Source organism: Halorubrum sp. B52 (assembly GCF_059752555.1).
On record NZ_MWTG01000008.1, the window covers coordinates 81337 to 100331 of the forward strand.

The 18995-nt window shown below is 67.7% G+C and carries 14 protein-coding genes; 8 read left to right on the plus strand and 6 right to left on the minus strand.

What is annotated here, in order from left to right; translation table 11 throughout:
- The first annotated feature begins 88 nt into the window (after positions 1 to 88).
- The 5 genes from B4V04_RS06185 (at position 89) to B4V04_RS06205 (ending at position 7264) form a co-directional block, all read left to right on the plus strand.
- Positions 89 to 1129, plus strand: coding sequence for a zinc-dependent alcohol dehydrogenase family protein (locus B4V04_RS06185; protein ID WP_498230100.1), 1041 nt, complete (start codon positions 89 to 91; stop codon positions 1127 to 1129).
- Positions 1130 to 1205: 76 nt separating this feature from the next.
- On the plus strand, positions 1206 to 1373 hold the full coding sequence (locus B4V04_RS06190; RefSeq protein ID WP_498230102.1) for a hypothetical protein: 168 nt from the start codon (positions 1206 to 1208) through the stop codon (positions 1371 to 1373).
- Positions 1374 to 1646: 273 nt separating this feature from the next.
- Entirely contained in the window at positions 1647 to 4781 is a 3135-nt protein-coding gene (locus B4V04_RS06195; RefSeq protein ID WP_498230104.1) for a right-handed parallel beta-helix repeat-containing protein, read from the plus strand.
- Positions 4782 to 4785: 4 nt separating this feature from the next.
- Positions 4786 to 6216, plus strand: coding sequence for a PKD domain-containing protein (locus tag B4V04_RS06200; RefSeq protein WP_498230106.1), 1431 nt, complete (start codon positions 4786 to 4788; stop codon positions 6214 to 6216).
- 136 nt (positions 6217 to 6352) lie between these two features.
- On the plus strand, positions 6353 to 7264 hold the full coding sequence (locus tag B4V04_RS06205) for an HpcH/HpaI aldolase/citrate lyase family protein (protein ID WP_498230108.1): 912 nt from the start codon (positions 6353 to 6355) through the stop codon (positions 7262 to 7264).
- 463 nt (positions 7265 to 7727) lie between these two features.
- On the opposite strand, the gene B4V04_RS06210 is transcribed toward B4V04_RS06205, so the two are convergent.
- Entirely contained in the window at positions 7728 to 8096 is a 369-nt protein-coding gene (locus tag B4V04_RS06210) for a VOC family protein (protein WP_144799794.1), read from the minus strand.
- A gap of 192 nt (positions 8097 to 8288) precedes the next feature.
- Between B4V04_RS06210 and B4V04_RS06215 the strand changes: the two genes are divergently transcribed.
- Entirely contained in the window at positions 8289 to 11390 is a 3102-nt protein-coding gene (locus tag B4V04_RS06215) for an FAD-binding and (Fe-S)-binding domain-containing protein (RefSeq protein WP_498230110.1), read from the plus strand.
- Positions 11391 to 12043: 653 nt separating this feature from the next.
- On the opposite strand, the gene B4V04_RS06220 is transcribed toward B4V04_RS06215, so the two are convergent.
- Together B4V04_RS06220 and B4V04_RS06225 are read right to left on the minus strand one after the other, a co-directional pair.
- Positions 12044 to 13786, minus strand: a complete 1743-nt coding sequence (locus B4V04_RS06220) for an L-lactate permease (protein WP_498230112.1) — start codon at positions 13784 to 13786, stop codon at positions 12044 to 12046.
- A 271-nt stretch (positions 13787 to 14057) separates the two neighbouring features.
- A complete protein-coding gene (locus tag B4V04_RS06225; RefSeq protein WP_498230114.1) occupies positions 14058 to 14507 on the minus strand; it encodes an acyl-CoA thioesterase in 450 nt (149 codons plus the stop codon).
- 120 nt (positions 14508 to 14627) lie between these two features.
- Here B4V04_RS06225 and B4V04_RS06230 point away from each other — a divergent pair, with 120 nt between their 5' ends.
- Positions 14628 to 15251 (plus strand): uracil-DNA glycosylase, encoded by a 624-nt coding sequence (locus B4V04_RS06230; protein ID WP_498230116.1) that lies wholly within the window; start codon positions 14628 to 14630, stop codon positions 15249 to 15251.
- Between the two features lie 11 nt (positions 15252 to 15262).
- Here the strand turns inward: B4V04_RS06230 and B4V04_RS06235 are convergent, their stop codons facing one another.
- The 3 genes from B4V04_RS06235 to phnD all read right to left on the minus strand — a co-directional run bounded on the left by B4V04_RS06235 (position 15263) and on the right by phnD (position 18209).
- Positions 15263 to 16270: a PhnE/PtxC family ABC transporter permease gene (locus tag B4V04_RS06235; RefSeq protein WP_498230118.1), complete on the minus strand. Its 1008-nt coding sequence runs from the start codon at positions 16268 to 16270 to the stop codon at positions 15263 to 15265.
- Complete coding sequence (gene phnC / locus B4V04_RS06240; RefSeq protein ID WP_498230120.1) at positions 16267 to 17073, minus strand: phosphonate ABC transporter ATP-binding protein; 807 nt, start codon at positions 17071 to 17073, stop codon at positions 16267 to 16269. Before phnC ends, B4V04_RS06235 begins: the two co-directional genes overlap by 4 nt.
- A 71-nt stretch (positions 17074 to 17144) precedes the next feature.
- Positions 17145 to 18209, minus strand: coding sequence for a phosphate/phosphite/phosphonate ABC transporter substrate-binding protein (gene phnD, locus B4V04_RS06245; protein WP_498230122.1), 1065 nt, complete (start codon positions 18207 to 18209; stop codon positions 17145 to 17147).
- 129 nt (positions 18210 to 18338) lie between these two features.
- Here phnD and hisH point away from each other — a divergent pair, with 129 nt between their 5' ends.
- On the plus strand, positions 18339 to 18992 hold the full coding sequence (hisH, locus tag B4V04_RS06250; protein WP_498230124.1) for an imidazole glycerol phosphate synthase subunit HisH: 654 nt from the start codon (positions 18339 to 18341) through the stop codon (positions 18990 to 18992).
- Positions 18993 to 18995: the final 3 nt, after the last annotated feature.

Here is an 18995-nt window from a genome sequence, read left to right on the forward strand (position 1 = left end):
CATAATACAGGGATATAAATACGCGAGCCGGCGACGACCGACGCCGCTGGCCCGCGCGCTTTTATTACGCGCGCCGGTAGCGGATCCCATGCGCGCCGCCATTTTCAACGGCCCCGGCGAGATCGACGTCGAGGAGCGACCCCGCCCCGAGATCGAGGCCCCGACGGACGCGATCGTCCGCGTGACCCACACCGCGGTCTGCGGCTCCGATCTCTGGTTCTACCGCGGCGACAGCGACCGCGACCCCGGCTCGCCGGTCGGTCACGAGCCGATGGGGATCGTCGAAGAGACGGGCGAGGACGTCACCTCGGTCGCGCCGGGCGACCGCGTGCTCGCGCCGTTCGCGATCTCCTGCGGCGAGTGCGAGTTCTGCCGGAAGGGGCTCCACACCTCCTGCGTCAACGGCGACTCGTGGGGCGGCGACAACGGCGGCGGACAGGGGGAGTACGTCCGGTCGACTCACGCCGACGGCACCCTCGTTCGCGTCCCCGACCGACACGCCGACGACGAGGAGACGCTCCGGTCGCTGCTCCCGCTGACCGACGTGATGGGAACCGGGCACCACGCGGCCGTCAGCGCGGGCGTCGAGGCCGGATCGACGGTGGCCGTGATCGGCGACGGCGCGGTCGGCCTCTGCGGCGTGCTCGCGGCCCGCCGGCTCGGTGCCGAGCGGATCATCGCGGTGGGGCACCACGAGGACCGGCTCGAACTCGCGGCGGAGTTCGGCGCCACCGAGACGGTGTCGGAGCGTGGCGAGGCCGCCGTCGAGCGGATCCGCGAGCTCACCCACGGCGGGCCGAACCACGTGATGGAGTGCGTCGGCGCCGCGAGCGCGATGAACACCGCGATCGACGCGGTCCGCCCCGGCGGCACGGTCGGCTACGTCGGCGTCCCCTACGGCGTCGACGACGAGGGGCTCGACGTGTTCGGCATGTTCGGCGACAACGTCACGCTCGCCGGCGGCGTCGCTCCCGTCCGCGCGTACGCCGAGGAGCTGATGGCCGACGTGCTGCAGGGCACCCTCGACCCCGCACCGGTGTTCACCGAGACGATCGGGCTCGACGAGGTCGCCGAGGGGTACCGGATGATGGACGAGCGCGAGGCGATCAAAGTGCTCGTAAAGCCGTAGCAACACCGGTTTCGGACGCCTTCGCCGCGGTATCGGCGTAATCCTTATCGGCAAACGCACCGTGGTGTCTGTTGTCATGTGTCACCACAATGTCGAGGCACGCTCGATCGAGGAGATCCGAGCGCGCCACCGGTCCGAGGAGGCGGACGAACGATTCGACGATGCACCCGACGTCGAGACCGTGGATGACCCGGCGGACAGCGAGGAGCCGCCGGCCGAGCCGCGGACCCCGGCCGACGACTGACGCGGTCGGGGCCGACTTCGCCTCGAAACCCCGACGATTTTTCCTGATAGACCCCACGCAGCGTCCTGAGTTCCCATCCCGAAGTACAACGTCTCAAACCCCATTTCAGGCACTCCCTGAAGACATTTCAGCGTCCGGAAACGACGGTTCTGGCGGCGAAATACTACCCCTATGCCGGCCCTCCGTCGGGACATCTCCACGGTGGAGTACTGCGATTATGCACATGCTTACCGACGACTCACGCTGGACGACGCAACGAACGGTGGTCAATAGATGACACGCGCGCGGTTCCGCGCGGTCTTCCTCGCCGCGATCATGGTGCTGTCCGTGGTCGCGATGGGGGCCGGTTTTGCCGGGAGTGCGGCGGCACAAGAGAACACGGGACAAGTAACTCTCGTCGATGCCACCGGTAACGAGACCGGTAACTCGTTCGACAGCATCCAAGCGGCGGTAAACGAAGCGAATGAGGACTACACGGTCGTCGTTGACCCCGGAACGTACGACGAGAGCGTGACGATCGATGTCTCGGGCGTAACCGTACGTGCGGGTGACGACGCTCGACCCGAAATCAACGGGGTCGTCACGGTCGCTGCCTCGGGCGTCACCGTCGATGGACTCACTATCGACGGCGAGTCACGGACCGCTGCGCCGCTTGACGTTCAGGCCGGAGGCGCCACGATTTCGAACAACACCGTCACCGGTGGGTCCGATGCAGGGGGCATCTCGACGTGGGGTGGCCCCGGCCCGGTCGTCGGCGATGTGTCCATTCGCGACAACACGATCGACAACGGCTCGATCGGTCTCGTCGTCGACAGCCAATCGACGGATATCGACATTCGAGATAACGAGATCAGCGGTGCTAGCTCCGAGGGGATTTGGCTCTCAGACTACACCGATGGTTCGTCTATCTCCGAGGCGGACATCACAATCCGAAACAACGACATCAGCGACGTTAAGCTGGCTGACATTAAGGTCGAACGGAACATTCCGGGTTCTCTGAACGGAAATGAGGAACTGACCGACCCGAGTACGGTTGCGGAAACCTTCTTGAGTGATAGTAACGCCGATACCGTCCAACTCTGGGACGGCCAGGTGTACAACGAGGACGGGAATATCGTCGTTCAGGACGGTGACTCGATTCAGAGTGCCATCGACGCCGCTGAGGAGGGTGAGACGATCGCGGTAGCCGACGGAACGTACAACGAACAGATCACGATCAACACGGATGATCTTACGCTCCGCGCTCAAGACGGGATACCGCAACTCTCCAGCGACGGAACGGTCGTTCAGATTCGCGCCGCGAACGTGACCGTCTCCGGGTTCGATATCACCGGCGATTCGACGTTCAGTTCCGGTAACCTCGGGATGGACGTTCGCACCACTCCCGACGGCGCATCGGTCAAAGTGACCGACACGACGTTCGAGGACGTGTACTTGGGGATCCAGACCGGTTCCGGCGGGCCTTATTCGGTTACCGCAGAGAACGTGACGGTGAAAAACAGCGTCTCCGGGTTCGGGCATCAGTCCGAAACCGGTAGCGCTGTGATCCGCGACAGCGACATTACGGTGAACACGCAGGGCGTTGGGATATACAAGGCGAACAACGCGGTGGTCGATAACAACAGGATCACTGTCGACGCAGACGCGATTGAGGGAGAAGACGCGGCGTTCGAGACCGAACGCGGAATTGACTTCTCCGGTTCGAACATCACTATCACCGATAACGACATCTCCAGCACCGACACGGCGATCCTCTCCGAGAACTACGACGGCGTGGACGTAGCGGACGTGACCGTCGCCGACAACGAGATTGACGGACAGGAAGTGGCGGTCAGCGATCAACCCGAAAACCTCGATCTCGTTCGCGTGCTCGGCGAAAACGCGTTCGACCGCGCCGTGACTGTCCGGGGCGGCGACGGAATCCGGAACCGGTCGATTTTCGGTAGCATCCAGAACGGCGTCGATGCCGCTTCGCCGTCTCAGACCGTCGTCGTTTCTGATGGGACGTATGACGAGAACGTATCGATCGACAGCGAGAACGTCAGCGTCGTCGGCGCGGGCGACGGTACCGTGATCGACGGGCTCGTCTCCATCGGCGGCGAAGGCTCCGCACTCGTGAACCTCGCCGTCGAACCCGACGAGTTCGTCCGCCCGGACGACGGACGAATTCCGCCGAGCGAACGCCAGGCGATCCTGATTTCCGCATCGGACGCGGGCGTGTACAACAGCTCGGTCACCGTCTCGCTCGACGCTAACGGCGGCTTCGAGGAAGTGAACGCGATTCAGGTGTTCGGTGGCGACCCGATAACCGACGTTCAGATCGTCGACAACGATATCACCGGCACCGCCAGAAACGACGAGGTTGCGGGCATTGTCGGCGTGAGCGACCAAGCGGAGACCGAAGGGACGCTCGTCTTCGACAACTCGATCAGCGTCGACAGCGATGGGTACTCCTTCGCCGTCGTAACTCGCGCAAGCGGCGGATCGAACGTCGAGGAGACGCCCGAAACGGTCGTCATGTACAACGACATCGACGCGACGGCTGACGCCTACCCCGGCGTCGGTTACGGGATCGAAAGCACCGACGAAGCGCAGGTCGACGCCGACGCGCAAGTGGTCAAGGATAACACGTTCGGCGACGTCGACTCGATCCAGCACAAGGCCGACGGCGGGACCCTCGACGTCACGATGAACGAATGGGAGGACCTCGGGAACGTCTCGTTCATCACCGACGGATACGCTAATGCGTACCAGAACGGCGGCGAGATCGTCTACGACCCGTTCCTGACGTCCGCGCCGCCGACCCCAGACGACTTCACCCGGCCGGGTGAACGCACCGACTTCGGGCACGACCTCGTCGTGCCCGCGGACGGCGAACCCCACTCGGTCGCCTTCCCGGCGCCCGTCGAGGGCAACGTCAGCGAGGTCTTCGGCGAGTTCAACGGGACCGTCTACGCGTACGACGGCGACGAGTGGCAGAGCGGCGAGGCGATCGCCGACGAGGACGTCGACGCGCTCGACGCGTTCGCGGTCACCGTCGACGAGGGCGAAGAGGATCTCCGGATCGACTTCGAGTACGCGGAGACCGACTCGCCGGTCCCGTCGATGACGACCGCCGAACTCGAGGCCGGCTGGAACTTCGTCGGCGCGCCGTCCGGCAAGGCTTCCTCTGACGAGGCGTTCGCCGGATCGACCGCCGACATCACGACCGTGATCGACGCCATCGCCGGTCCCGAATCCCGGACGACGCCGTACGGGCTCGACGCATCCGGCGAAGTGACGAACCCCGAGGAGATCAGCCCGTTCAAGGGCTACTGGGTGTTCGTCACCGACGACGGCGAGCTCGGCGCGACCGTGCCGGTCGACCCGACCCAAGAGACCGAGGAGGGCGCCCTGACGGGGAACTGAGCCGATGAACGTCAAACACGCGCTCGGTCTGGCCGCGGTGGCGATCGCCGTCGTGGCGCTCGTCGCCAGCGGTGCGGCCGTGGGCGGCGTCGCCGGGCAAGACGGACCGCCGTCAACGCCCGCCGCCTACTACGGGCAGGTGACGCTGACCGACGGCGGTGACCCGATCGACGGCGTCACCGTCGAGGCGGTCGTCGACGGCGAGGTCCGCGACAGCATCGAGACCGACGCCGACGGTTCGTTCGGCGGCTCGGGCGCGTTCGACGAGAAGCTCACCGTCGAGGGGCCGGTCGACGGCGACGTGACGTTCCGGGTCGCCGACGCCGACGCCGGCACCGCCGCGTGGGAGTCCGGCGCCAACGAGGAGGTCGCTCTCGAACTCGACGAGGTGCCCGATTCGGACACCGACGACGGAGACAGTGACGATAACACCGACGGCACCGATCCGGGTGACGGTGCGGACGACGCCGATCCGGTGGACGGTGACGGCGGCGACGGTCCGGCCGGCGACTCCGGTGGCTTCGGCTCCGACGGGAACGGCGGCGCCGATACGCCCGACGCACCCGACGACGAACCGACCGACGAGCCGTCGGTCGAGGTGCCGGAAGGCGCCACCGCGGTCGTGGGCGAAACCGCGACCGTCGAGGCGGGCTCCGACGGAACGTCGAGCGTCGCGTTCGCCGGCGAGACCGGGGTCGAGGGCATCGAGTTCGACGGCGCCGTCGAGGGCGACGTGAGCGTCACCGAACTCGACGCGGCCCCCGAATCGACCGGGCAACCGCCCGGCGCCGGGGTCTCGACGGTCGAGATCTCGGTCCCAGAAGCGGCTCGGAACTCGCCGGCCACGATCCGGACGCGGATCGGCGCCGACCGGCTCGCCGAGACCGGCGCCGACGCCGAGGATCTCCGGCTCTCGCGCCACTCGGAGGGCGAGTGGCAGGCGTTGGAGACGTCGGTCGTCGAGCGCGACGGCGACGACGTGGTGTTGGCGGCCGAGACGCCCGGGTTCTCCGTGTTCGCGGTGTCGGCCGTGAGCCAGCCGGAGGCGGCGATCACGGTCGACTCCGGCGGCTCCGGCGAGGCCGCGCCCGGCGAGACAGTCACGCTCTCCGGCGCGCGCTCCGCCGACGAGTACGGCGAGATCGTCGCCTACGACTGGGACGTCGACGGCGAGACGGCCGCCGGGAGCGTCACGGAGACGACGTTCTCGGAGTCCGGCGAGTACGACGTCGAACTCACGGTCACCAACGACGCCGGCGAGACCGACTCGACGACGGCGACCGTAACGGTCGAGTCGGCCGGAGCGTCCGGGCCGGCCGGAGCGTCCCCGGTCGAGGAGCCCGGCCTCTTCTCGCCGCGGACGCTCGGCGCGGTGGTCGGGGCGCTCGTGCTCGCGCTGCTCGTCGTCGCCGCGGTCCGGCGCGCGGACCGCTGAGGCGGCGGGAAGTCGCGGCCGCGAGCGCCGTCCGATCGCGACCGCAATCGTCGATGTTCACTCGTTTCCGACTCAGAGAAAATACCCCCGCGTGAGATACCTTTATTTCCGTGGCCGAGCGTGATTGACCCGCTATATGACGGACGTCACTCTTCGCCGGACGCAGCTTGCAACGCCCGCGAGCGACGAGAAAATGATGCACTCAGCGGCCGACAGCGACGCCGACGAGGTGTTCCTCGATCTGGAGGACTCCGTGGCGCCGAACGCCAAGCCGGATGCGCGCGCGCCGCTGATCAAGGCGGCCAAAGAGGAGGACTGGAGCGACAAGGTCCTCAGCTTCCGCATGAACGGTATCGACACCAAGTGGTGGTACGACGACCTGATCACGGTCGTCGGCGAGGCGGGCGAGCACATCGACGACATCATCGTTCCGAAGGTGAAGTCCGCCAGCGACATCCACACCGTCGAGAACCTGCTCGCGCAGGTCGAGGAGAACAACGACCTGGAGGTCGGCGGCATCGGCCTCGAACCGCAGATCGAGGACGGCGAGGGGATGCACAACGTCCACGAGATCGCGCACGCCTCCGACCGGCTCTCGTCGATCATCTTCGGGCCGGGCGACTACTCCGCGGCGATGGGGACGCCGGGACTCGACATCGGTCAGTTCCCGGAGTACCCGGGCCACTACTGGCACCACGCGCTCTCCGAGTGTAACGCCGCGGCGAAGTCGGCCGGCCTGCCGTGTCTCGACGGCCCGTACGCCGACATCGAGGACGCCGAGGGCTTCCGCGAGTCCGCCGAGAACGCCAACATGATCGGTTGCGACGGCAAGTGGGCGATCCACCCCTCGCAGATCGAGATCGGCAACGAAGTGTTCGCGCCGGACCCGGAGACCGCCGAGCGCGCCAAGCGCATCGTCGACGCCTACGCCGAGGCGATGGAGGAGGGCAAAGGCGCCGTGAGCGTCGACGGCCAGATGGTCGACGAGGCGACCAACAAGATGGCCCAGGACATCGTCGAGACCGCCGAGGCCGCCGGCATCCTGTAATCGGTCCACTGCGTACCGCCCCCTTTCGATTCACCCTTTTTCGCGTCGCTCGCGTCTCGGAGCGATACTGCTCTGCTCGATAGCTGAAGTGAGTGCTGCAGATCGGTGGCCGCGATAGAGTGGTTAAATAGTCGTGAGCGAGGACGACGATCGCCTATACACAAACGATGCGGTGGCGCGCGCCTCCGAGTGGCCGCCCGTGGCGGCCACGAGGTGCGCGCGCGAGGGAGTCGGTCGCCGAAGGCGACCGACGAGGCTGGGGAGGTGTGAGGCACGGTGCCGTGCGGTGCGGGGAGGACTCGCGACTGGGGCTTTGGCGGCATTCATCGCGACGTCACCGATTTATAAGCGACCGGCTGGGGCTTTGGCGGCGTTTATCCCAGAGTGGCCGATCGCGTGGATCCAGCCCCACGGCAGCACTCCTGGTTTATTTATAAAACCACTCTCCGATCACTGGCGTTGTTTATAACGGCTCGATCAGCTCGACCGCGTGCCCGTCGGGGTCCTTCACGAACGCGGTGCGCGCGCCGGCCTCGGGCTGGTCGCCCGGCTCCTTCACGACGCCGTGGTGGTCGATCGCCTCGAACGTCGCGTCGACGTCGTCGACGCCGACGGCGACGTGGTCGTACCGGTCGCCGTCGTCGCTCGGCTCCTCGCCGTCGGTGTCGGACAGCTGGAACTCGACGCCGGCGTCGTCCGAGACGTACACGTTGCGCGTGTCGCCGTCGGCGGTCGTGAACTCCCAAGAGCGCTCGAACCCGAGCTGTTCGACGTACCAATCGGCGGTGCGGTCGGCGTCGGCCACGTTCAGACACGTGTGGAGTATCTCCATGGGTCGGCCTCGCTCGGCGGGGCAATAAATCCCGGCGGGACGCCGCCGAGACGGGCGTCATTCTCGGAAAATTCTATCTTACCGTATGAGTGAAAAAAGCGGAACAGCGCGGCTATCGGCCGCCGCCGTCGACTCCCGATCATATTTATCTTTAACAAAGGATTTATTCTCCTTTCGACTTGGAGTAGTACTATGGCAAGTGAGCCCGCGTGGGGAGCTGACACACCCGACCTGGACACGTCGTCGGCCGCGCTCGGCCACGACCGTCCGGACGTACCCGCCTATCGGGCGCTCGCGGAGGACCTCCGCGAGCGCGTCGCCGGCGAGGTTCAGTTCGACGAGTACGCGCAGGTGCTGTACGCGACCGACGGCAGCATCTATCAGGCGCGCCCGGCCGGCGTCGTGACGCCGCGCTCGATCGACGACGTGCAGGCGACGATGCGGGTCGCGGCCGACCACGAGGTCCCCGTCATCCCGCGGGGCGCCGGCTCGTCGCTGGGCGGCCAGACCGTCGGTCCGGGCTGCGTCGTGCTCGACTTCTCGAAGTACATGGACGAGATCGTGGACATCCGGCCCGACGACCGCCGGGCGGTGGTCCAGCCCGGCGTCGTGCAGGACCACCTCGACGACCGGCTGGCCGAGGACGGGCTGAAGTTCGCGCCCGATCCGGCCTCCTCGGCGCGCGCGACCGTCGTCGGCGGCATCGGCAACAACTCCACCGGCGCGCACTCGGTGCGCTACGGGATCACCGACGCGTACACGGAGCGGCTGAAAGTCGTGCTCGCGGACGGGTCGCTCATCGAGACCCGCGAAGTCGTCCTCGACTCCCCGGAGTACGAGGAGATCGTCGGAAAAGACGATCAGGAGGCCGCGCTGTACGAGACGACCCGCGAACTCGTCGCGGAGAACGAGGCCGAGATCGACGAGAAGTACCCGAACCTCAAGCGCTCCGTCTCGGGGTACAACCTCCACAAGGTGATCTACGAGAACGACGACGGCGAGGAGGTGATCAACCTCTCGAAGCTGTTCGTCGGCGCCGAGGGGACGCTCGGCACGATCGTCGAGGCCGAGGTGTCGCTCGTCACCCGTCCCGAGGAGACGGCGCTCGCGCTGTACATGTTCGACTCGCTGAACGACGCGATGAAGGCGGTGCCCGAGGCGCTGGAGTTCCCGGTGAGCGCGGTCGAGCTGATGGACGACGAGGTGTTCTCGCTCGCGGCCGGCTCCCAGGAGTTCGCGCAGTACGCCGAGCCGATCCCGGACCGCGCGGCCGCGGCGCTCATGCTGGAGTGGGACTCCGAGCTCGTTGGCGACTTCGAGGACGCCATCGCCGACACGAACGCGTACTTCGTCGACGAGGGCGACGCCTTCGACGTGTTAGAGGCGTACACGCCCGAGGACCAGGCCGACATCTGGAAGCTCCGCAAGGCGGCAATCCCGCTGTTGATGGGCATGAAGGGCGACCCGAAGCCGTACCCGTTCATCGAGGACGCGACGGTGCCGCCCGAGGAGCTCGCGGAGTACGTCGGGCAGTTCGAGGACGTCCTCACCGACCACGACACCTCGGCGGCGTACTTCGCGCACGCCGGGTCCGGCACGCTTCACATCCGGCCAATCCTCTCGCTGAAGGAGGAGGAGGGCGTCGAGAAGATGCACTCCATCTCCGAGGACGTCACCGACCTCGTGTTGGAGCACCACGGCGCCTTCTCGGGCGAGCACGGGGACGGGCTCGCGCGCACCGAGTTCAACCCGAAGATGTACGGCGAAGACCTCTGGGCGGCGTTCCAGGAGCTCAAGTCGACGTTCGACCCCGAGTGGCGGATGAACCCCGGGAAGGTCGTCTACGTCGACGGCGACACCGCCGCCGAGCGCGGCTACCCCGACACCGCCGCCGACACGGACATGCGCGAGAACCTCCGGTACGGCCCGGAGTACCAGTCGATCGAGCCGCAGACCGAGCTGGACTTCTCCGACGAGGGCGGCTTCTCGCACCTCGTCGAGCTGTGTAACGGCTGCGGCACCTGCCGGGAGACCGACTCCGGCGTGATGTGTCCGACCTACCGCGCCTCCGAGGAGGAGATACAGGCGACCCGCGGCCGCGCGAACATGCTCCGGGCCGCCATCAGCGGCGAGCTCGACGAGGACGAGATCCACTCCGACCGGTTCCAGGAGGAGGTGCTCGGACTCTGCGTCGGCTGTAAGGGCTGTAAGAGCGACTGTCCCACGGGGGTCGACCTCGCGAAGCTCAAGGCCGAGGTGAAACACGAGCACCACGAGGAGGAGGGGGCGGGCCTCCGCGAGCGGATCTTCCGCGACATCGACCGCTTCTCGGCGCTCGGAAGTACGCTCGCGCCGGTCTCGAACGCGGCGTCGAAGATCCCCGGCGCTCGCAAGGTGATGGACGCGGTCGCGGGAATCGCCCCGGACCGGGAGCTGCCGACGTTCCGGTCGAGGAGCTTCGAGGAGTGGTTCGAGTCGCGCGGCGGGTCGACGGTCGCTCCCGAGGAGGCGGTCGACACGGTCGTGCTGTTCCCCGACACCTACACCAACTACAGCTATCCGGCCGCCGGCAAGGCCGCCGTCTCGGTGCTGGAGGCGGCCGGCGTGCGCGTGGAGGTCCCGGGCGATCTGGCGCCGTCGGGCCGCGCGGCGTTCTCGACCGGGTTCCTCGACGACGCCCGCGAACGCGCGGAGACCAACGTCGAGCGGCTCGCGCCCCGCGTCCGCGACGGGCAGTCGGTCGTCTTCGTCGAGCCGTCGGACGCGGTGATGTTCCAGGACGAGTACCTCGACCTGCTCGACGGCGACGACGTCGAGGCCGTCTCCGCGGCGGCGTACGGCGTCCTGGAGTACCTCGACGCCGGTCGCGTCGACGAGCGGTTGGCGTTCGACGCGCCCGCCGAGTCGCTCACCTATCACGGCCACTGCAACCAGAAGGCGACGAACAAGGACCACCACGCGGTCGGCGTGCTGCGTCGCGCCGGCTACGACGTGGACCCGCTCGACTCCTCCTGTTGCGGGATGGCTGGCTCGTTCGGCTACGAGTCGGAGCACTACGACATCTCGAAGGCGATCGGGCGGATCCTCTTCGATCAGGTCGACGAGAGCGACGGCGAGACGGTGACCGCGCCGGGCGCCTCCTGCCGCTCGCAGCTGGGCGACCGCGACGCCGACGCCGAGAACCCGCCGCACCCGATCGAGAAGGTCGCTGACGCCGTGACCGGGCCCGCGCCCGACGCCGTCGCCGACGCGGGCGCCGCCGACGCGACGAGCCCGTCGCCCGCCGACGACTGAACCGGCGTCGCAGGCGACGGGTCCCGCGACGCCGCTCTCGGGTACAGCCTTTCGTTGCCGCCCGCGCAGGGAGTTCAGAGCGGGTGACGAGCGGCACCGGAAGCGGGAGGACCGGATCGGCGTCGACGATGCGGTACTCAAAACGACGTGAGCGACGGCGACGATCAATTATAAGCGACGGTTGCGGCCGGCGCGCGCCGCCGAGCGCCCGCGGGGCGCGAGGTGCGCGCGCGAGGTCGCCGGCGCTGTGCGCCGGCTGCCAGAGAATCTCCGATTCTCGCTGGAGGCGGCTGGCCGGCGCGGCCCCGCCCGCGCCGGCCCGTCGCCGAGGCTGGGGAGGTGTGAGGCTGCGGTGCTGTGCGTTGCGGGGCGGGACTCAAAGGGGCAGCCGCGATTTCCGCGAGCGAAGTGAGCGGAAAGACGGGAGACGGAGTCTCCCCGAAGGGCGAAGCACGCCGCAGCAAGCACCGCAGCGAGCGATAGCGAGCGAGGAGCGCAGCAAGGCGCGCGAGCCTCGCGGCTGGGGCTTTGGAGGTGTTCCTCGTCGATCCGAAATCGACCGTTTGTAAGTGAACGACCGAGGCCTCGGAAGCGACCCTCTCAGATCGTCGATCGGTTATAAAAAGAGCCGCATCGCCGTCCTGTTCCCGCGTTCAGAACACGCCGGGGAACAGCACGTAACTGAACAGCAGACACAGCAGACCGACGCCGGTCGCGTAGTACAGCAGCGGGATCATGTTCAGCCGCATCACCCGCCCCTCCTGTCCGAGGAGGCCGACCGTCGCCAGCGCGGCGACGAGGTTGTGGATCGCGACCAGGTTCCCGATGGCGCCGCCGACGGCCTGCGCGCCGACGATGATCGTCCGCGGGAGCCCGAGCTGCGTCGCGGCCTCGAACTGGAACGCGCCGAACGTGATGTTCGAAACGGTGTTCGACCCGGCCATCGCCGCGCCCAGCGCGCCGATGAGCGACGCGAAGGCGGGGTAGGCGGGGCCGAGGATGTCCGCGGTCGTCTGCGCCAGCAGGACGATCATGCTGCCGACCTCGGGCGCGCCGGGATGCGCGCCGGACTGGAGCATCACCTGCACCATCGCGATGACGAACACCAGCGCGATGAACGGCGAGACGATCTTCCGGGCGGCCTCCTTCCAGGCGTCACCGACCTCCTCGCCGGACATGCTGAAGATCGGGATCGCGAGCACGGCGCTCACGAGCAGCCAGAAGCCCGGTACGTTCATCCACGCGACGGCTCCGCTGAGGTCGGTGCCGAGGATCCCGCCCCAACTGAGGACGAAGATGTCCTGGTTGATGAAGTTCGAGATCGGGTCGATCGCCCGCGTCACGACCAGCAGGATCACGAGCAGGACGTACGGCGACCACGCCTTGAACAGCGACATGTCCTCGCCGCCGCTCAGGTCGGCCGCCTCGGCCTCGGGCGAATCGGCGTTGTTGCCGTTCGACTGGCCCGGCTCGATCGTTCCGACCCAGTGATCGGCCCACCGCTCACGCTCGGGGAACTCCCACTCGTCGTCCGGAAGGAGGTACCCCGCACGCAGGATGCTCAGGATGACGGTTCCGCCGACCATCGAGCCGATGAGCGACGGGAACTCGGCCGTGAGGAACCACGCCGAGAGCCAGTACGGGACCGCGAAGGCGATCCCCGACGCGATACAGAGCGGCGCGACCTCCCAGGCCGGCTTCAGCGACCGGTCCTCCGGGTCACCGAAGAAGTAGACGACCATTCCGACCGCGAACAGCGGCATCACGAACCCGACCAAGGCGTGATACGTCGCCGCCCACGCCGCCACGTTGACGGAGAACTCCTGGACGGTCATCCCGCCGTCCTGGATCGCGGTGCGGGTGAACTCGACGCTCTCCATCGGACTCTGGATCCCGACCACGATCGGCGTCCCCACCGCGCCGTACGTGACGGCGATGATGTGGCCGATGATGCCCGCGACGACGGCCGCGAGGGCCGGGAAGCCGAGCCCTAAGAGCAGCGGCGCGACGACCGCGGCCGGCGTCCCGAACCCGGCGGCGCCCTCGATGAACGTCGCCATGAAGAAGGCGATCAGGACGATCTGGACGCGGCGGTCGTCGCTGACCGTCGCGAACCCTCGATTGATCCGGTCGAAGGCGCCCGCTTCCATCAGCGTGTACAGCAGGACGAGCGCGCCGAAGACGATCCAGAGGATCTCGAAGGCGGTCATAAAGCCTGCCGCCGACGCCGCCGCCAACCAGTTCACCGGCATGTTCCACGCGAAGTACCCGACCGCGAGCGCGGCGACCCACGCGATCGGCATCGCGCGCGTCGCCGGCCAGAGCAGTCCGATCAGCAGGGTACCCGCGAGAAGCAGCGGTATCGCGGCGATCGCGACGTCGATCCCCGTCGTCATGGTTCTCCCCCACCGTTGCTCTCGTGTACTCGATTCCGTCGACGACTCATGTCACAGGTTATCATCCACATACGACGCGAGGGACATCACGTTCATTAGTTATAAAATGTAAGTCTTTGAGCCGGCGTCTCCCCCCGGTTCACCCCCCTTCGGTGTGGCAAAAACCCCCTTCGATCGGTTTCTTTATTACTGGTCTTTTTCATCACTGATTCTTCCCGCGGCCGGTATCTTCCGCGTCGGCGGGGTCGCCGCCCGACGCGACCCGGACGGTTCAGCGGTCCTCGTCGGGCTCGGCGGCGAGCGCGGCGTCGCGGAGCTCCCGACAGCGGTCGCCGGCGACTCCGAGCTCCGGTACCGGCGTCGGCGTCCCGTCCGCGTCGACGGCGACGAACACGAAGTACGACTCCGTCGTCACCTCGCGCTCGCCGGTCCGCGGCGACTCACGGAACGCGCGGAGGCGGACGCGCACGCTCGTCCGACCGGCCGCGTACGCGTACGACTCGATGAGGCAGGTGTCGCCCTGCGGGATCGGTCGCTTGAAGTCGAGCCCGTTGATCTTGGCGGTGACGCAGGTCTCGCCGGCGTGGCGCATCGCGGACATCGCTCCCACCTCGTCCATCCACTTGACGACGTTGCCCCCGTGGGCGGCCTCGTAGTTGTTCGTGTGCGTCGGCTGGACCCGCTGGCGGTTCTCGATGTAGGTGTCGCTGACGGTGGGCATGGCGGACCCACACGCCCGTCCGTGAAAGGGGCGTCGGCGGGTCGGAAACCGCGGGGCGTCGGCGGAGCGTCGTCGGGCGAGGCGAACGGACTTATGTCGCCCCCGCCCGGATCGGTGCGCATGACAGAGCACGGGGACGCGCTCGACGCCGACCTCCGGGTACCGTCGTGCGAGCGCTGTCCGGCGCTGGTCGAGTCGCGGAGCCGGATCGTCGACGGAGTCGGGCCGACGGACGCCGACCTGCTGTTCGTCGGCGAGGGACCGGGCGCGAACGAGGACGAGCGGGGCGAGCCGTTCGTCGGGCGGTCCGGCGACGTGCTCGACGACGCGCTGCGGGACGCCGGCCTCGCGCGGGCGGACGTACGCATCACCAACTGCGTGCGGTGTCGCCCCCCCGACAACCGGGACCCGACGAGCGAGGAGCTGGCGAACTGCCGCGGCCACCTCGACGAGGAGATCGACCGGCTCGACCCGGCGCTGATCGTGACGCTCGGGAAGGTGCCGAGCGAGCACCTGCTCGACCGGTCGGTGGCGATCACGTCGGAGTCCGGCGACGTCGTCGACGCCCGTATCGCGGGCGCGTCGCGCCGCGTGCTGCTCTCCGTGCACCCCGCGGCGACGCTGTACGACCGGAGCCAGCGGGACGGCTTCTTCGAGACGATCGCCAGGGCGGGCGAACTGAGCGGGGTCGGCGAGCGAGGAGAAGGCGGCGGCGACGGGCAGTCCCGGCTCGGCGAGTTCTGATCGCCGGCCGATCAGTCCCGACTGCGCCCGACGCCGAGCCACTTCTTCGGGTCGAACAGGCCGCGGACGGCTTCGAGGAGCCCCTTCCCCTCGTGTTCGCCCGGCCGGAGCCGGGCGCGGATGCGCGAGGAGATCAGCTCGATGCCGAGCACGACGATGAACACCATGATGAGCCCGGCGGCGGTCTGCCGGAACTGGAAGAGGTCCTGGCTGTTCCGGATCATCAGCCCGAGACCGCCGGCGCCGACGACGCCGAGCGAGATGGCGATCCGGGTGTTGATCTCGAGGATGTACAGCGTCCACGCGATAAAGGAGCGCGACACCTGACTCAGCATGCCGAAGCTCACGGTCTGGGTGCCCGACGCGCCCGTCGACCGGATCGCCTCGATCGGCCCCTCCTCGATCTCCTCTAAGTCGTCGGTGAACAGGCGGCCGAGGTTCCCGATGCTGTCGGTCGCGATCGCGAGCACCGCGGTGACCTGTCCCGGCGGACCGATGGGGATGTACAGGAAGATCCAGACGATCGCGGGGATCGCGCGGATGCCGCTGAGCGTGCCCCGGAAGACGAAATTAAAGGGGAACGGGGTGACGCGCTCGCTCCCGAGCACGCCGAGGACGAGCGCGAACGGGAAGGCGAACACGGTGCCCATGAAGCCTAAGAGTAGCGTCACGAGGCTCGCTTTCACCAGCGACTGCCGCGGCGACCGGAAGCTCTCGACGATGTGGGCGCCCCCCTCGCCGAAGCTCGCGGGGATCGCCCGCAGTCCGCCGATCCCCTGGTCTTTCGTGTAGATGGTGAAGTTCTGGAAGTCGGGCGGGAAGAAGCCGGTCGAGATGAACTCGTACATCGCCGGCAGCCGCCCGGCGACGACGTTCGGCTGGAAGCCGATGAAGCCGAGCCCCCAGTAGGTGACGCCGAGGACCGCCGCGAGCAGCAGGCCCCACAGGACGTACTTGAGCCGACGGAGCCGCTCGAGCGCGCGGAACTGGTCGGTGATGGCGGAGTCGGGAGAGCTCACGCTCGACCACCCCCGTCGGCGGCGGCGTCGCTCCCCGCGAGGTCACCGTCCGGCGACTCCGTCGGCACCGACTTGCCGCCCTGCGGCTCGCCGTAGTAGATCCGGTCCATCTCGTCCATGGTGAGGTCGTCGGCGTCGCCGTCGAAGATCACGTCGCCGTCGCGGATCCCGATGAACCGGTCTCCGAACTCGCGGGCGATGTTCACCTGGTGGAGGCTCGTCACCGTCGTGAGGTCCTGGTCCGTCGCCGCCTTCTTGAGGTACCGCATCACCTCGCGGGCGGCCCTCGGGTCGAGGCTGGCGACCGGTTCGTCGGCGAGGACGATCTCCGGCTCCTGGACCAGCGCGCGAGCGATCCCGACCCGCTGTTTCTGTCCGCCGCTCATCGACTCGGCGCGCTGCCCGGCCTCGTCGAGGAGCCCGACCGTCTGGAGCGCTTCGAGCGCGGTCATCTTGTCCGAATCGGCGTGCATCCCGAGAGCGCTCCGGAGGAGCCCGTTCCGCGAGAGCGCCCCCGACAGCGCGTTGCCGAACGCGGTCTTGCTCTCGATGAGGTAGTGCTCTTGGAACACCATGCCGACCTCGCTGCGGTTGCCCTGGATCTCCTTGCCGCCGATGCGAACGGAGCCCTCCGTCGGCTGCGTGAGTCCGTTCAGCACCCGGAGCATCGTCGACTTGCCGGCGCCGGAGGGCCCGAGCAGGATGACGAACTCCCCCTCGGAGATGGTGAAGGACACGTCGTCGAGGGCGACGGTGTTCTCGTCGTATATTTTGCTGACGTTTTCGAATTCGATCGTTGGCATGGGGTGTGACTTTGTGCGAGAACGGACCGATCGTGTGAAAAGCGATCCGAAACGGGGGGTGGGCCGGGGGTCTACTGCTCGAAGATGTCGGTTCCGACGCCGAGCTCGTCGGCGACGTCGATGACGGACTGGTACTCCTCTTGGGAGGCCTCGCGGACGCGACCGAACCAGAGGTCGTCGTCGGTGCCGTCCTCGCCGTCGGCGCCGTAGTAGACGCTGTCGGGCGCGTCGAGGAGCGACTGCTGAATCGCGCTCTTCACGTCGTCGCTCAGCTCGGGCGAGACCACGATCGGCGCGCGCGGCAGCCCCTCGTCCTCGTGGAGCGTGGTGGCGACCTCCTGCCACTCCTCCGGCGCGGGGCCGGTGCCGGTGTCGCGGACGAACCCGCCCATCGCGGCGGCGTCGACCTGTCCCTGTTCGAGCAGGGTGTACGAGCCGACGTGGCCGCCGGCGAAGCGGGCGTCGAACTCGGCCTGCGACCCGTTGCCCTCGGGGAGCTCCCCGACGTCGAGGCCGCCCTCGCTGGACATGCTGTACAGCGGGTAGAGGCACCCGCTCGTCGACAGGCGGTCGGAGAACGCGACGGTCTTGCCCGACAGGTCCGACAGCTCCGTGATGTCGCTGTCGTTCGGCGTCGCGATGATGCTCTTATACTCCCAGCTGCCGTAGCCGTAGCGCTGGAGGATGATCTCCGCGTTGTCGGTCATCACGCCGAGCCCGGCCGCGAACGGACCGGTCTCGGCGACGTCCGTCGTGCCCTGTCCGAGCGACTGGATGATCGCGCTGTAGTTGCTCCCGACCGTCCCCTCGACGTTCAGCTCTTCGGGGACGTCGTGGTTCTCGCGGAGGTAGCTCCCGATGTGGTCTAACAGCGGAGAGTACTGCACCTCGAGGTCCTCCTGCGGGACCGACGGGGAGATCCCGAAGTCGACCGTCCCGTCCCCGCCGAACGTCATCTCGGGTTCGCTCTCCGAGTCGCCGCCGTCCTCGGAGTCCATGCCGTCGCCGCTGGTGTTTCCGTCGGAGCCGTCGGAACCGTCGGAACCGTCGCCGCCGTCGCCGCCTCCGCTACAGCCCGCGAGTCCAGCGATGCTTGCCGCGCCCGCGACTTTGAGGAATTTGCGTCGTCTCGCCATGAGGAGTTCGTTAGTAGATACTACCGACCTCTCAAAAATTTTGCTGTTCAACTATAATGACCGATACGTACCGGTATGTAACGATCGCGAGATGGAAACGCACTTGCACGCCGCTGCTCATCTGCAAACATGAATACATCGTCAACCGACCCGACGGCGTCCGTCGTGCTCGTCGACTACGGGCTCGGGAACCTCCGGTCGGCGACCCGCGGGTTAGAGCGCGCGGGCGCGTCGGTCGAGATCACCGACGACCCCGAGGCGTTCGCGGCCGCCGACGGCGTCGTCCTCCCGGGCGTCGGCGCGTTCCGCGAGGGGATGGAGAACGCCGGCCCGCTGCGCGAGGCGCTGACGGACCACGCCGAGGCGGGCCGCCCCCTGTTCGGCATCTGTCTGGGGATGCAGATGCTGCTCACCTCCAGCGAGGAGGCCGACCACGAGGGGGAAGGCGAGGTGACGGGGCTCGATCTCGTCCCCGGCACCAACGTCCGGTTCGACGTCGACCGCAAGGTCCCGCACATGGGGTGGAACGAGCTCGACGTCGAGCGCGAGCACCCGATCGTCGACGGGGTCGACGGGGAGCACGCCTACTTCGTCCACTCGTACTACGCCGAGCCCGACGACCCGGACGCGGTCGTCGCCACCGCCGACTACGGGGTCGACTTCCCCGCGGTCGTCGCCAACGAGGCGGGCAACGTGTTCGGCACGCAGTTCCACCCCGAGAAGAGCGGGGAGACGGGGCTCCGGATCCTCCGGAACTTCGTCGAGTACTGCGCGGAGCGGTAACGT